The sequence below is a fragment of the Actinoplanes sp. URMC 104 genome (assembly GCF_051386375.1).
Lineage (GTDB): Bacteria > Actinomycetota > Actinomycetes > Mycobacteriales > Micromonosporaceae > Actinoplanes.
Genome location: NZ_JBPQTO010000002.1, coordinates 2506206 through 2518705 on the forward strand (window position 1 = coordinate 2506206; position 12500 = coordinate 2518705).

A 12500-nucleotide genomic window follows, 5' to 3' on the forward strand; every position below is an offset into this window, starting at 1 on the left:
CTACACCGGCACTTGACACAGGGAATATTGCGCGGCATATAGTTGCTCCGTCAGACAAACATCTGTCACCGCGCTTCGAGAGAAGGAACAGTCATGACCGAGTCCGTCGCCACCACCCGCGCGTTCGAGGGCCTGCAGATCCCCGCCGCCGGCACGTACGACCTGGACGCCGCGCACAAGCGGGTCGGCTTTGTGGCGCGACACCTCATGGTCAGCAAGGTCCGGGGCCAGTTCGCGGACGCCTCGGCCGTCATCACCGTCGGCGAGGACCCGCTGCAGTCCTCGGTGACCGCAACGATCAACACCGCGAGCATCGAGACCGGCCAGGTCGACCGCGACAACCACCTGCGCAGCGGCGACTTCTTCGAGTCCGAGAAGTACCCCGTCATGACGTACCGCAGCACCGGCATCAAGAGCCACTCGGGCGGCGAGTTCGTCCTGGACGGCGAGCTCACGATCAAGGACGTGACCAAGCCCGTCGAGCTGGTCGTCGAGTTCGAGGGCGCGGGCACCAGCCCGTACGGCCAGAGCGTCTTCGGCTTCAGCGCGACCGCCGAGATCGACCGCGAGCAGTGGGGCCTGACCTGGAACATGGCCCTCGAGAGCGGCGGCGTCATGGTCAGCAAGAAGATCAAGATCGAGATCGAGGGCGAGGCCATCCGCCGCGCCTGAGACGACACAGTCCACTGTCGAACCGCCGTCCGGTCATGCCGGGCGGCGGTTCGTCGTCGTGTGGCGCGACCACCGGGAGTGAGGCAAGGTAGACCGAGCGCACACGTTCGCTCACAGAGTGGTGATCGACATAACCGCTCAGGAGGATCAGTGGGCAAAGATCCGGCGACCGTCGTCTTCGCGCCCGAGGACCGCGTCACCTACCGGCGCAAGGTACGCCGATGCCTGGACGTCTTCACCCAGCTGCTCGAGCGGGGCGCCTGGTGCGACCGCGAGGGGATGACCGGGTTCGAGATCGAGCTCAACCTGATCGACGAGGACGCCCGACCGGCGATGCGCAACGCCGAGGTGCTGGCCCAGATCGGCGACCCCGCGTTTCAGACGGAGCTCGGCCGGTTCAACATCGAGCTGAACGCGCCGCCCCGATCGATCGCCGGCAGCGGGCTCGGCGACTACGAACGCGAACTGCTCGACATGCTCGGCCGCGCCGCCGCCAAGGCCGACTCCCGCCTCGTCATGATCGGCATGCTGCCCACCCTCACCCCGGGCCACCTGGTGCGCGGCAACCTGAGCGCCAACGAGCGGTACCGGCTGCTCAACGACGAGATGGCCGGCGCCCGCGGCGAGCACTTCCACCTCGACATCCGCGGCGTCGAACGGCTGCAGAGCGCCAGCGCCTCGATCGCTCCCGAGGCCGCGTGCACCAGCGTGCAGTTCCACGTGCAGGTGCCGCCCGACCGGTTCGCCCGCTACTGGAACGCGTCGCAGGCGATCGCCGGCGCCCAGGTCGCGGTCGGGGCGAACTCGCCGTACCTGCACGGCCGCCGGCTGTGGGCCGAGACGCGCATCGCATTGTTCCACCAGGCCACCGACACCCGTCCGGAAGAGCTCAAGGCTCAGGGCGTACGCCCCCGGGTCTGGTTCGGAGAGGGCTGGATCTCCTCGGTGGTGGACCTGTTCGAGGAGAACGTCCGCTTCTTCGCGCCGCTGCTGCCGATCCTCGAGGACGAGGACCCGGTCGAGGTGCTGCGCGCGGGCGGCGTGCCGCGGCTGGGGGAACTGCGCCTGCACAACGGCACGGTCTATCGCTGGAACCGGCCGGTCTACGACGTCCGCGACGGCCGGCCGCACCTGCGCGTCGAGAACCGCGTGCTGCCCTCCGGGCCGACCGTCGTGGACCTGCTCGCGAACGCCGCGTTCTACTTCGGGCTGATGCGCGAGCTCGCCGAGGAGGAACAGCCCATCTGGTCCCGGCTCCCGTTCGGTGTCGCGCGCGACAACTTCTACGCCGGCGCGGTCGCCGGCATCGAGGCCACCGCCCACTGGCCCGGCCACGGCGAGATCCCGATGGCGCGGCTGGTGCGGTCGGTGCTGCTGCCCAAGGCGTACGCCGGGCTGGACCGGTACGGCGTCGAGCCGGCTCTACGCGACCGCCTGCTCGGCATCATCGACGAACGCTGCCGCCTCGGCCGCAACGGCGCCACGTGGCAGACCGAGGCCGTACGCCTGGGGGAGAGCCGCGGAGCCACCCGGAGCGCCGCCCTGCACGACATGCTGCTGCGCTACTGGGAGCTGCACCGCACCAACGAGCCCGTCCACACTTGGCCGGCTGCCTGACGGCGCGGTCCACACCCGGCCGGCTGCCTGGCGGCGTGGTCCACACCCGGCCGGCTGCCTCACAGGCGTGGTTCACACCCGGCCCGCTGCCTGGCGAATGCAAATTGTCCATATTTGGCTGGCTGCCTGACGAGTGCGTTTTGTCCACACTCGGCCGACCGCCTCACGGGTGAGTTTGTCCACATCGGCGAGCCCGTTCACCTCTGGCCGGCCGCGTGAAGGCGCGTTATCCACAGGCCCCGCCGCCGGCTCTTGCGGCCGCGTAGGCTGCCCACACCCGGGTGGGCGGGGGAGGCGGCGGCGCTACCGGATGATCCACAGGGCAGCCTCGCGCGAATGGGGCGAAAGGGGCGGTCGGCTCAGCTTCCGGCGGGGGGCTCGGGGTTGATCCGCGCCACGGAAGGCTCGGCCGGGGGTGGGGTCACTGTGGACCTGGTGGGCCTGCCGGAGGAGGGAGCGGGGGCCGGCCTGGGCCGCGGGCGAGCAGGGGCGGCGTCGGCGACGGGGTCCACCGGGTGGCCGTTGGTGGGATGCGCGGGCGGCGAGGCGGGGGTGGCATCCGTGGAGGAGCCGTTGGCCGCCTGACGGGGGACGGGGCGGGCGAAGAACTTCTTCTTGGGCGGCTTCGTCTGGAGGGGCAGGTCGGTGAGGTCGGCGGCGGGAACGGCAGGCACTGCGGCGATGCCGGTCGCGGTCGTCGCCGGGTCGGCAGGGGCGGCGGACGAATCGCCACCGGCGAACGAATCGGCGCGGGCAGCCGAGGCACGGGCCGAGGTGCGGTCAGCCGAGGTGCGGTCAGCCGAGGTGCGGTCGGCCAAAGTGCGGACGTCGGCTGAGGTGCGGGAGGCGGCAGAGGTGCGGGACGCGGCAGCGCCGCGAGGTGACCGAGCGGCGAAGGTACGGGCGGCGGCGACCGTGATGGCGGAGCCGGCCAGGCCGGCCAGCACGGCGTACGGGGCGATCAGGTAGGCCGACTCGATGGGGCCGAGCGCGCCGGTGAGGCGCGGGGCGAGGGCCAGGAAGGCGGCGGCCACCAGCAGCGGGCCGGCGATGCCCGAGGTGGCGGCGCCGGTGCCGAGGTCGCCGCGGCGGGTGGCGGGGGCGGCGGCGAGGGCGCCGATCAGGAAGGCTGCGGTCAGGGTGAGCAGCGCACTGGGCCAGTAGATGGTGCCGTAGCGGCCGCTGTTCGCGACCTCGGCGAACTGCCAGCTCGTCAGGTAGGTGGCGGAGTCGCGGTGCACGGCGAGCTCGACCACGATGCCGGCGATGGCGAGCGCCCACAGCCAGGCGCCGGTGGCCATCAGGTTGGCCGCGACCGGGCGCGACGACACCGCCCAGTACGCCATGAACAGGCCCAGGACGAGCCCGACGACCGCGTAGCCGCCGGCGATCACCTGCGGCGAGAACGTGTCGGCCCGTACGGCCGCACGAGCCGGCAACGCGACCAGCGCGACCGTCACCATTGCCCCGACCGCCGCGCACGCGGCGAGAGCGAAACGCCAGGGGCCGCTCGTGCGGTGGCCGGGGCCTGCGCGGAAGCGGCTGCCGAGCACGGCCCCGAAGACGGTGGCGCTCGCGGCGATCCACGTGGCCCAGCCGAGGCTGCCCAGCCAGGCGCTGTCGTCGGAGGCGGCGGTCACGGGCCAGACGACGACGCCCAACCCGTAGCCGAGGCCGAGTTGTGCGGCGCCCGCACCGGCGGCAGCGCCCGCCGCGGTGGCTATCCGTGCCGTCCAGCCCTTGTCGGCCATGCGCCGCACTGTAGCGGCCCGTGCGGACGCCTGCGAATCGGCGAGCCGCTGCTCGTACGGGGGTTTCATCCGTCGCCACCTGGTGTGTTTGTCCTGCGGAGGCCAGACATGTCCCGCAAGATTCGATACGTTGACCCGTGCGGGTGACCTAGCCGGAGGAGTGGCGATGTCCGACGAGAGCGACGAGACGCGACGTTTCTCGCCCGACGACGCCGACGGCCCGTCCCCGGCGGGGAAGCCCGCGGCGGAGAAGCCGGCGAACCTGGACGCCACCCAGGTCGACGGCGCCCCGGTCGATGCGCCCATGGGCCGCGCCGCGGTTCCGCCGCCGGACGACGAGGACACGTTCCCGGGCAAGGGCAGCCGCGACGACGACACGCTCGACGACGTACGCCGGGTGCCGCCCGTCCGCGACGACCCGACGGTGGTCGCCGGCAAGCCCGGCTCGACCGCGATCATGCCGCCGGTGGGCGACGACGACTGGGCCGCCAGCCGGGCCAACCCCGCCTGGCAGGGACGAGCCGAGGTACGCGCTCCGCAGCCGGGCCGCGGCTATCCCGAGGTGGACTGGGCCGCGTCGGCCCCGCCCGCCCAGCGCGACCGCTGGTGGATGCCGATCGTCGTGGGGATCATCGCGCTGATCCTGCTCGCCGTGCTCGGCTGGGCCATCTACCTGATCGTGTCGGACTCCTCGGGCGACGAGGCTCCCGCGCCGGTCACGAGCGCGCCGGTCACGAGCAGCGTGGTGGCGCCCACCGAGACCGTCACGACCGAGACGTCGTCACCCAGCCCGTCGCCGACCACGAGCTCGCCGGAGCCGTCGCCGACCACGACCGAGCCGACGAGCAGCGAGGTCACCATCCCGGCGCTGCGCGGCCTGGCATTGCCCGAGGCGCAGCTCGCGCTGCGGTCGATGGGGCTGAACTACCGCCTGATCTTCCGCCAGGCGCCGGACGTGCCGGGCGGAACGGTGATCGACAGTGATCCGGTGGAGGGGCAGGAGGTACCACCGGACACCACGGTCACGCTGGTGGTCGCGGCCGATGCCACGACCGGGCCGACGGGTACGGCCACCACCGAGCCCACGGACGGCGCGGGCGCGGGCGGCAACTAGCGGTTGGTGCGGACCGCGCGGGCCGGGATCGGGCCGCTGCCCAGCCCCGGCTGGCGGCCGTTGCGGGCGCGGGGGTCGGGCGCCTTGCCGACGGCCCGCAGGCCGCTGACCTGGACGAAGATCGACCTGCGCTCCACCGCGTCCCCGGATGCGTTCAGCTCATAGCCGTCCAGCCAGATCCAGCCCTCGTACGTCGGCCAGTCGTGGACCCGGATGACACGGAACAGCATCGGCGCTGCGAATTGGACGCTCGCCGCCTTCGTCACGTGTATGACATCACCGGACCGAGGAAGCACGTCGTCTCCTGCCCTGAAAGTCTTGACACGAAAGCACCAAGTGTGCCCCGCGTAAACGCTTCTGCAAGCTTTCCATGATGCCAATCACCAAAAGCGTTGCGGAACGTCACCGTCACCGATCTCCCGGCCGGCCCGAAGTGGATCAGTCCACGTCGGACAAACCGAGGGATTGGTACCCCGTAAACGGTGGTGTATGTGCGCTTCCTGCGGGACCGCCGCCATGTCACCCGTCCGAGCCGAGTGACGTCGGCCATACCGAAAAGATTGCACCACGAGTCCGGTCGATGCAAGTTGCATGTCAGCCCTTAGTGATTACCAGTCGGTAGGCGCCGTCAACTTGAATCGTTAAATGATCGACAGGAGACTGGTGTCGTGAATCAGCATCGCAGTCCCACCATTCGGCGTCGCCGCCTCGGGGTCGAGCTGCGCCGGCACAGGGAGGCGGCCCGGGTCACGATCGACGTCGTGGCGGATCGACTCGGTTTCTCCACGTCCAAAGTGTCCAGAATTGAGACGGGAAATACCAGTGCGAGCCCCGGCGATGTGCAAGCCATGCTCGAGATCTACGGCGTGGCCGACGAGGTCAAGGGCGAACTTGTCCAAATTGCCCGAGAAGCGCGGCAAAAGGGTTGGTGGCATCCTTTCTCGACCGTTTTGACCGGAGCGTACGTCGGCCTGGAAGCTGCAGCAAGATCGGTCAGGACGTACGAGTCGCAGGTCGTTCCGGGTCTGCTGCAGAGCGAAGAGTATGCAATTGCGATGATTCGGGCCGCCCGACTGGGGGACACCGACCAGGAAATCGCGCGCCGGGTCCGCGTCCGGATGGAGCGCCAGTCGTTATTGATTCAGGACGATCCGATTGATCTTTGGGTGGTGCTCGATGAGGCGGTGGTGAGCCGGCCGGTCGGCGGCGACGCGGTCATGCTTGATCAATTAGCCAGATTGATCGACGTGGCCCGGCTGCCGAACGTCACGTTGCAGATCTTGCCCTTCGCGGCGGGGGCGCACGCCGGGATGGACGGCACGTTCGCCATTCTCGAGTTCGAGGAGGAGGGCGACGCGGACGTGGTGTTCACCGAGAACGCAACGGGCGGCCTGTTTCTCGAGAAGGCCGAGGAGCTCAGCAAGTACATCTCCATCTTCGACGCCATCCGGACGTCGGCCCTCCCTCCGGAGGAGTCCATCGGGATGATTCAAATGCTGGCAGAGGAGCCATTGTGGAAGTCGAAGCGAAGGGTTTCCGGATCGATCTGAGCCGGGCGCAGTGGTTCAAGAGCACCCGCAGCGGGCCGAACTCCGACAACTGCGTCGAGGTGGCGTTCGTGGACGAGGTGATCGCGGTGCGCGACTCCAAGAACCCGCAGGGACCGGCTCTGATCTTCACGGCCGCCGAGTGGGACGCTTTCGTCGGCGGCGCCAAGGACGGCGAGTTCGACCTCTGAGCCTCGAGGTCCGTCGCCGAGCGGCCGGTCCTCCCGCCCCGGGGCGGGAGAGCCGGCCGTAGTCATTTCCCCGCTCGCCTCGTTGAACGGCAAAACGCGGCCCGGACCGCGCGACACCGGCGGGACTGCTTTCCCCGCGGAGTCGCTTCCCCCCGAGCGAGGCAAGGCAGACAGATGACGATTGGTTCGGAAAACCTCAGCAGCGGCTCCTCGACGGCGCAGGACCGGTTCAGCGGAGGAGTCAGCGCGTACCGGCAGAACCGGCGCGAGGCCGCGCTGGCCGGGGATCCCACCGACGGCGAGCTGGTGTCGCGCAGCAGTTCCTCGGGCCTGCCCACCCGGTCGCCGGGCCGCTCGCACAGCATCGAGCCGACCAGCCCCCTCGACCGGGCGGCCAGCCTGCCGTCGCTGGACCTGCAGGGGCTGACCGAGCCCGTGTTCCCGTCGAGCGGCTGGCCCGACTCCGGGTCGTCGCAGTCGATGGCCGACCACCCGCTGCTGCGCGGACTGCTGCTCGAGCTGCCCGCCCGCGGCACCCTGCCCCCGTCGGACTGGCTGGACCGGTGGTTCGAGGCGGCGCGTTCGATCCTCGAGCTGCTCTATGTGCAGGAAGCCAAGAAGGGCTGACCGTTCAGCGGGAGTCGACCGGCACCCGCGGCCGCCCGCGGGTGATCGGCGCCAGGGCCTGCAGGCTCAGGCGGCTGTGCCGCAGGCCGGCGCGTACGCCGATGGCCAGCACGGCCACACCCACCACCGTGATCGCGATGCCGGCCAAGTCGGCGCCCGGCACCTCGACCACCCCACCGGCGATCGGCAGGCCGAGCAGCGCCGCCAGGCCGGTGACCTGCAACGGCACCAGGATCAGCGGGTGCGCGGCGGCCGCGCGCAGGGCCGGCGGCACCGGGGTCTGCGGCGCGGTGGCGAAGGCTCCCGCGCCCCGCCGCACCCGGGTCAGCCGGCGCAGGCTCGCGGTGAGCACGACCATGGCCGGTACGGCCGGCACGAGAGCCGCGGCCGGGGCCGCCGACTCACCCGGCAGCAGCGCGGTGACCACCGGCACGGCGACGAACACCGCCGCGCCGCCGGCGACGAGCGCCGAGAGAAGACCGGCGCGGCGGCGCAGTTCCAGCGCCGAACGCGCCGACGGCAACGCGTCGGCCAGCAGCCCGGCCAGGAGCCAGACGACGACGAGGGCGCCGGCGAGGATGAGGTCCGCGACGATGTTCACATCGACAGCGTTCACCTCGGCGTGCTGAGGCGAAACCGGGTTATGCCCCCACCGGGCCCGTAGGGGAAACCGCGGTCGTGACCCCTAGACGGCGAAGGTCGTCACCGGCTCGGTGGCCGGCGCGGGCGGCGTCGCCTTCCACAGTCCACTTCGCTGCGCCGCGAGCCGGGCGAGGTAGGCGGGGTTGAGCAGCACATATCGCTTCCAGAGCCGCTTGGGCTCCAGCCCCAGGCGCCACAGCCACTCGAGGGCGTACTTCTGCATCCACGCGGGCGGGTTCTTGAGCAGCCCGGCGTGATAGTCGAACGCGGCGCCGACCGCGAGCAGCGGCATGTCAAGAAATGGACGCATCGCGTACGTGAAGATTTCCTGCCGCGGACACCCGAGCCCGACCAGCACGATGCGCGCGCCCGACGCCTTGATCCGCTCGGCGATCTCCTGCGCCTCGCCCGGGTGCGACGTCCGGAACTTCGACGCCTCCACGCCGGCGATCTTCAGCGCGGGGAACATCTTCTCCAGCGCGGGCACCAGCCGGTCGAGGGTGGGCTGCGTGGAGCCGTACAAGTAGATGGGAAGCCCCTCGGCGGCGGCCTGCTCGACCACCTTGAGCGTCAGCGTGGGGCCGTAGACGCGGTCGGCCAGGCCGGCGTGGTGCAGCAGGTTGAGCGCCCAGCGAACGGGCTGACCGTCGGGTGTGGTGAGGTCGAAGGAGTTGAGGCGCGCGTTGTGCGCCCTGTCCTGCACGCCGGTCATGACGCCGTGGACGGCCAGCGCGGTCACCGCGTAGGGGCGGCGCTCGCGAGCGGCCTCCAGGATGCGGGCGGTGGCTTCGGCGTATGTCGTGACGTCGACGAGAACGCCGAGCACGCTGCGCTTGCCGGTCTGGGTTGCGGCCTGGTTGGCAGTCACGGATGCATCCTCGCGGTCGACGTCACACCGGCAATTTTCCGCCGCCGAGCATAGCGAGCGACCCCCGGTCACCCGATCGGTGTGGACGACGGAAGCCGTTTCAAGATCGCGCCATGTAACGCCATCCCGAACCCCCTCCCACCCGGGGCGGGTGACAGCCTAGGGGCTCGGGGAAGGGCGCTGCGGGTTGTCCACAGGCAGGTTGATACAGCACTGTGACCAAGTCACTCAGCGCAACCTTCCCCCTGACGACGGCCGAGGGCGGCTTGCGGAGAGTGACACGCCGCACGTCCGGCCGCCCCAGCCGCGAGTGACAAATCCCCCATCTGAAGCCACCGCGCCGACAGGGCGGACAACGACGAAGCGCCGAGGTCCTCACGGACACCCGGCGCTTGCGACTGGTGGGGATGGGGGGAGTTGAACCCCCACGTCCTTTCGGACACACGGACCTGAACCGTGCGCGTCTGCCATTCCGCCACATCCCCGTGGCACTTGCTATGAGGCCGCCCGGAGGCCTGCCTTTTTGTTACTGGCTGCGACAGACTACGCTGTCGCACGTCACCAAGCGAGTTGATATCGCCCTCGACGCCAGGGAACACTATCACGGCGTCGAGGGGCGTCATACGAGGGTCAGAAGTGCCGGTCGTGCTTGAGCAACGGATGCGCAAGCGGCGGCCGGATACCATCATGTCCTCGGAAGCCGAGGAGGAGCCGGTGAGCGTGCTGCAGCGCTTTGAGAAGCGATTGGAAGGCCTTGTCGAAGGGGCCTTCGCCAAGGTGTTCAAGGGTGTCGTGCACCCGGTGGAGATTCTGAATGCCATGCAGCGGGAGGCCGAGGCGCACAAGGCCATCCTTGCCGGTGGCCGGACGCTGGTGCCGAACCGCTACGTGATCGACCTGTCGCCCTACGACCACAGCCGGCTGGCGCCCTACGCCGCCGCGCTCGCCCAGGAGCTGGCCCAGTCCCAGGCCGAGTTCATCGGGGAGCAGGCGTGGACGGTCTACGGCGACGTGATCGTCGAGATCGAGCGGGGCGACGGGCTCGACACGGGCATGTTCCGCGTCACCGCCGAGGTCTACACCGGCGGCGAGGTCGCCCCGGTGCAGCAGCCGGCGTACGACGCGGGCCCGCAGTACCCGCCCTACGAGCAGCCGGGTGGCTACCCGCAGCACGGCGGCGGCGCGCCGAACGGGCGCGGTGGCGTGGGTCTCATCTCCGGTGACGGGCGCACCTACCCGCTCCAGATGGGCTCGACCGTGATCGGCCGTGGCGACCAGGCCAACCTGCGCCTGCCCGACGTCGGCATCTCGCGCCGGCACGCCCGGCTCGACTACGACGGCAACCAGGTGGTCCTGACCGACCTGGGGTCGACCAACGGCACGATGGTGAACGGTCAGCGCGTGTCGGCCGTGGCGCTCAACCCGGGCGACATGATCCAGCTGGGCACCACCACCCTGACGTTCCGAGTGGACGGCTAGGCACCTTGCCCGAATTCGTCCTCACCGTCGCCCGGTTCGGCTTCCTCATCCTGCTGTGGATCTTCGTGTTCACGGTGGTGGGGGTCATCCGCCGGGATCTCTTCGCTGGGGTCCGGTCCAAGAGCATCGTCGCCAGCCCTCGGGGGGTGGGTGGCGCGGTGCCTCCGGCGGGCCGGCCCGCGGCGAAGGCGAAACGCGGTAAGGCGGCCAACCAACTCGTGGTGACGGCCGGCCAGCTCGCCGGCACGCGCATCACGCTGGGCGAAGCGCCGATCACTATCGGTCGTGCCGAGGACTCGACGCTCGTCATCACCGACGACTTCGCCTCGGCCCGGCACGCGCGGCTCGTGCCGCGGGACGGCCAGTGGTTCGTCGAGGATCTCGGCTCGACGAACGGCACCTACCTCGACCGCGGTAAGGTCTCCGGACCTACTCCCGTCCCCCTTGGCGTACCGATCCGCATCGGTCGCACTTCTCTCGAGTTACGGCCATGACCCTGACCCTGCGCTACGCCGCTCAGAGCGACCGCGGTCTGATCCGAGACCTGAACCAGGACTCCGTCTACGCCGGGCCGCGGCTGCTTGCTGTCGCGGACGGCATGGGCGGCATGGCCGCCGGTGACGTCGCCTCCAACATCGTCATCGCCGCGATGGCGCCGCTCGACGAGGACGTCCCCGGCGACGCTCTGGTGGATGCGCTGCGCCACGCGGTGGGCACGGCCAACCAGCAGCTGCGCGACACCGTCGACGCCAACCCGCAGCTCGAGGGCATGGGCACCACGTTGACCGCGGTGCTCTTCTCGGGCAGCAAGTTCGGCATGGTGCACATCGGCGACAGCCGGGCGTACCTGCTGCGCGCCGGCGAGTTCGCCCAGATCACCAAGGACGACACGTACGTCCAGATGCTGGTCGACGAGGGCCGGGTCAGCCCGGAGGAGGCGAGCAGCCACCCGCAGCGCTCGCTGCTCACCCGCGCGCTCGACGGCCGCGACATCGACCCCGAGTACTCCGTGCGCCAGGTGCTCAAGGGCGACCGCTACCTGATCTGCAGCGACGGCCTCTCCGGCGTGGTCAGCGCCGACACGATCGCGCAGACGATGCGCGAGATCACCGACCCGCAGGCGTGCGTCGAGCGGCTGGTGCAGCTCGCGCTGCGCGGTGGCGGGCCCGACAACATCACCGTGGTCATCGCCGACGCGACCGACGCCGACATCGTCGAGCAGGCGCCGATCGTGGGCGGCGCCGCCGCGATCGACCGCGGCAACAACACGGTCGCCGACAGCTCCACCTCCGCTGCGCGGGCGGCCGCGCTGCAGGCCCCGCGCCCGCCGCAGCCGCAACCCGAGAGCGACAGCTACGCCGAGCCCGAGCCCAAGGGCCACCCGGTGCGGGCCACGCTGCTCGTGCTCCTGCTGCTCGGCGTGCTCGGCGGCGGCCTGTGGCTGGGCTACCAATACACGCAGAAGCAGTACTACGTCGGCGCGACCGAGGCGGGCCAGCTCGCCATCTTCCGGGGCGTGCCGGGCGAGATCGCGGGCCTCGATCTGTCCAGCGTCAACGAGACCAGCCCGTCGCGGCTCGACGACCTCACCGTGGTCGCGCAGGACAGGGTCAAGCAGGGCATCCACGCCAACGACCGGCCGGACGCCCAGCGCATGCTCGCCGAGCTCACCGAGGACGTCCCCTCCAACCCGAACCTCAAGCCGCTCTGCGTCACCCCCACCACCGCGCCGGTCACGCCGGCGCCGTCGGTCGCGCCCTCGGTCCGGCCGAGCGCCGGGGCCGGCAACACCGCCGCCGCGGGCACCGCGCCGCGCGGTACCGTCGCCGGGACCCCACCGCGCACCACCGCCGGTGGCGTCGGAACCGGCAGCACCGCCGCCGCCGGCGCCGCGTCGCTGCCGTCCTCCGCGCCCGCCCTCACGCCGTCCGCTCAGGCCGAGCCCGCGCCCGCTGCCGATCCGGTCGGGTGCCGGACCGTCAACTGAGCTTC

At 70.7% G+C, this 12500-nt stretch carries 13 protein-coding genes and 1 tRNA gene; 9 read left to right on the forward strand and 5 right to left on the reverse strand.

Translation table 11 applies throughout. The features are described 5' to 3' along the window. The first annotated feature begins 93 nt into the window (after positions 1-93). Together ACSNN8_RS12670 and ACSNN8_RS12675 are read left to right on the forward strand one after the other, a co-directional pair. Positions 94-672: a YceI family protein gene (locus tag ACSNN8_RS12670; RefSeq protein WP_436649006.1), complete on the forward strand. Its 579-nt coding sequence runs from the start codon at positions 94-96 to the stop codon at positions 670-672. Positions 673-822: 150 nt separating this feature from the next. Then, positions 823-2289 (forward strand): glutamate--cysteine ligase, encoded by a 1467-nt coding sequence (locus ACSNN8_RS12675; protein ID WP_436649008.1) that lies wholly within the window; start codon positions 823-825, stop codon positions 2287-2289. Between the two features lie 359 nt (positions 2290-2648). Here the strand turns inward: ACSNN8_RS12675 and ACSNN8_RS12680 are convergent, their stop codons facing one another. Beyond that, positions 2649-4109: a Hansenula MRAKII killer toxin-resistant protein 1 gene (locus tag ACSNN8_RS12680; RefSeq protein WP_436649010.1), complete on the reverse strand. Its 1461-nt coding sequence runs from the start codon at positions 4107-4109 to the stop codon at positions 2649-2651. A 97-nt stretch (positions 4110-4206) separates the two neighbouring features. On the opposite strand from ACSNN8_RS12680, the gene ACSNN8_RS12685 reads away from it, so the two are divergent. Continuing rightward, positions 4207-5154 carry a PASTA domain-containing protein gene (locus ACSNN8_RS12685; protein ID WP_436649012.1) on the forward strand — a complete coding sequence of 316 codons (948 nt, stop codon included), beginning with the start codon at positions 4207-4209 and terminating at the stop codon, positions 5152-5154. Here ACSNN8_RS12685 and ACSNN8_RS12690 read toward each other — a convergent pair. Continuing rightward, entirely contained in the window at positions 5151-5450 is a 300-nt protein-coding gene (locus tag ACSNN8_RS12690; protein ID WP_436649013.1) for a hypothetical protein, read from the reverse strand. The genes ACSNN8_RS12685 and ACSNN8_RS12690 overlap by 4 nt on opposite strands. Before the next feature lie 372 nt (positions 5451-5822). Between ACSNN8_RS12690 and ACSNN8_RS12695 the strand changes: the two genes are divergently transcribed. The 3 genes from ACSNN8_RS12695 (at position 5823) to ACSNN8_RS12705 (ending at position 7519) form a co-directional block, all read left to right on the forward strand. After that, positions 5823-6704 carry a helix-turn-helix domain-containing protein gene (locus ACSNN8_RS12695; RefSeq protein WP_436649015.1) on the forward strand — a complete coding sequence of 294 codons (882 nt, stop codon included), beginning with the start codon at positions 5823-5825 and terminating at the stop codon, positions 6702-6704. Then, a complete protein-coding gene (locus ACSNN8_RS12700) occupies positions 6668-6892 on the forward strand; it encodes a DUF397 domain-containing protein (protein ID WP_436649016.1) in 225 nt (74 codons plus the stop codon). Before ACSNN8_RS12695 ends, ACSNN8_RS12700 begins: the two co-directional genes overlap by 37 nt. Before the next feature lie 174 nt (positions 6893-7066). Continuing rightward, the gene (locus tag ACSNN8_RS12705; RefSeq protein ID WP_436649017.1) at positions 7067-7519 is read left to right on the forward strand and encodes a hypothetical protein; all 453 of its coding nucleotides are present in this window, start codon (positions 7067-7069) and stop codon (positions 7517-7519) included. Between the two features lie 4 nt (positions 7520-7523). Here ACSNN8_RS12705 and ACSNN8_RS12710 read toward each other — a convergent pair whose 3' ends face one another. The 3 genes from ACSNN8_RS12710 to ACSNN8_RS12720 form a co-directional block, all read right to left on the reverse strand. Then, the gene (locus tag ACSNN8_RS12710; protein ID WP_436649019.1) at positions 7524-8135 is read right to left on the reverse strand and encodes a hypothetical protein; all 612 of its coding nucleotides are present in this window, start codon (positions 8133-8135) and stop codon (positions 7524-7526) included. A 69-nt stretch (positions 8136-8204) separates the two neighbouring features. Next, on the reverse strand, positions 8205-9029 hold the full coding sequence (locus tag ACSNN8_RS12715) for a WecB/TagA/CpsF family glycosyltransferase (RefSeq protein ID WP_436649021.1): 825 nt from the start codon (positions 9027-9029) through the stop codon (positions 8205-8207). A 399-nt stretch (positions 9030-9428) separates the two neighbouring features. Continuing rightward, positions 9429-9514: transfer RNA gene (locus ACSNN8_RS12720), tRNA-Leu, on the reverse strand. A 202-nt stretch (positions 9515-9716) separates the two neighbouring features. Here ACSNN8_RS12720 and ACSNN8_RS12725 point away from each other — a divergent pair. Genes ACSNN8_RS12725 through ACSNN8_RS12735 form a run of 3 tightly spaced genes read left to right on the forward strand, consistent with a single transcriptional unit; the run spans position 9717 to position 12495 of the window. After that, positions 9717-10508, forward strand: coding sequence for an FhaA domain-containing protein (locus ACSNN8_RS12725; RefSeq protein WP_436649023.1), 792 nt, complete (start codon positions 9717-9719; stop codon positions 10506-10508). Between the two features lie 5 nt (positions 10509-10513). Continuing rightward, positions 10514-11002: an FHA domain-containing protein FhaB/FipA gene (locus tag ACSNN8_RS12730; RefSeq protein ID WP_436649024.1), complete on the forward strand. Its 489-nt coding sequence runs from the start codon at positions 10514-10516 to the stop codon at positions 11000-11002. Then, positions 10999-12495 carry a PP2C family protein-serine/threonine phosphatase gene (locus tag ACSNN8_RS12735; RefSeq protein ID WP_436649026.1) on the forward strand — a complete coding sequence of 499 codons (1497 nt, stop codon included), beginning with the start codon at positions 10999-11001 and terminating at the stop codon, positions 12493-12495. Before ACSNN8_RS12730 ends, ACSNN8_RS12735 begins: the two co-directional genes overlap by 4 nt. The last annotated feature ends 5 nt before the right edge of the window (positions 12496-12500 follow it).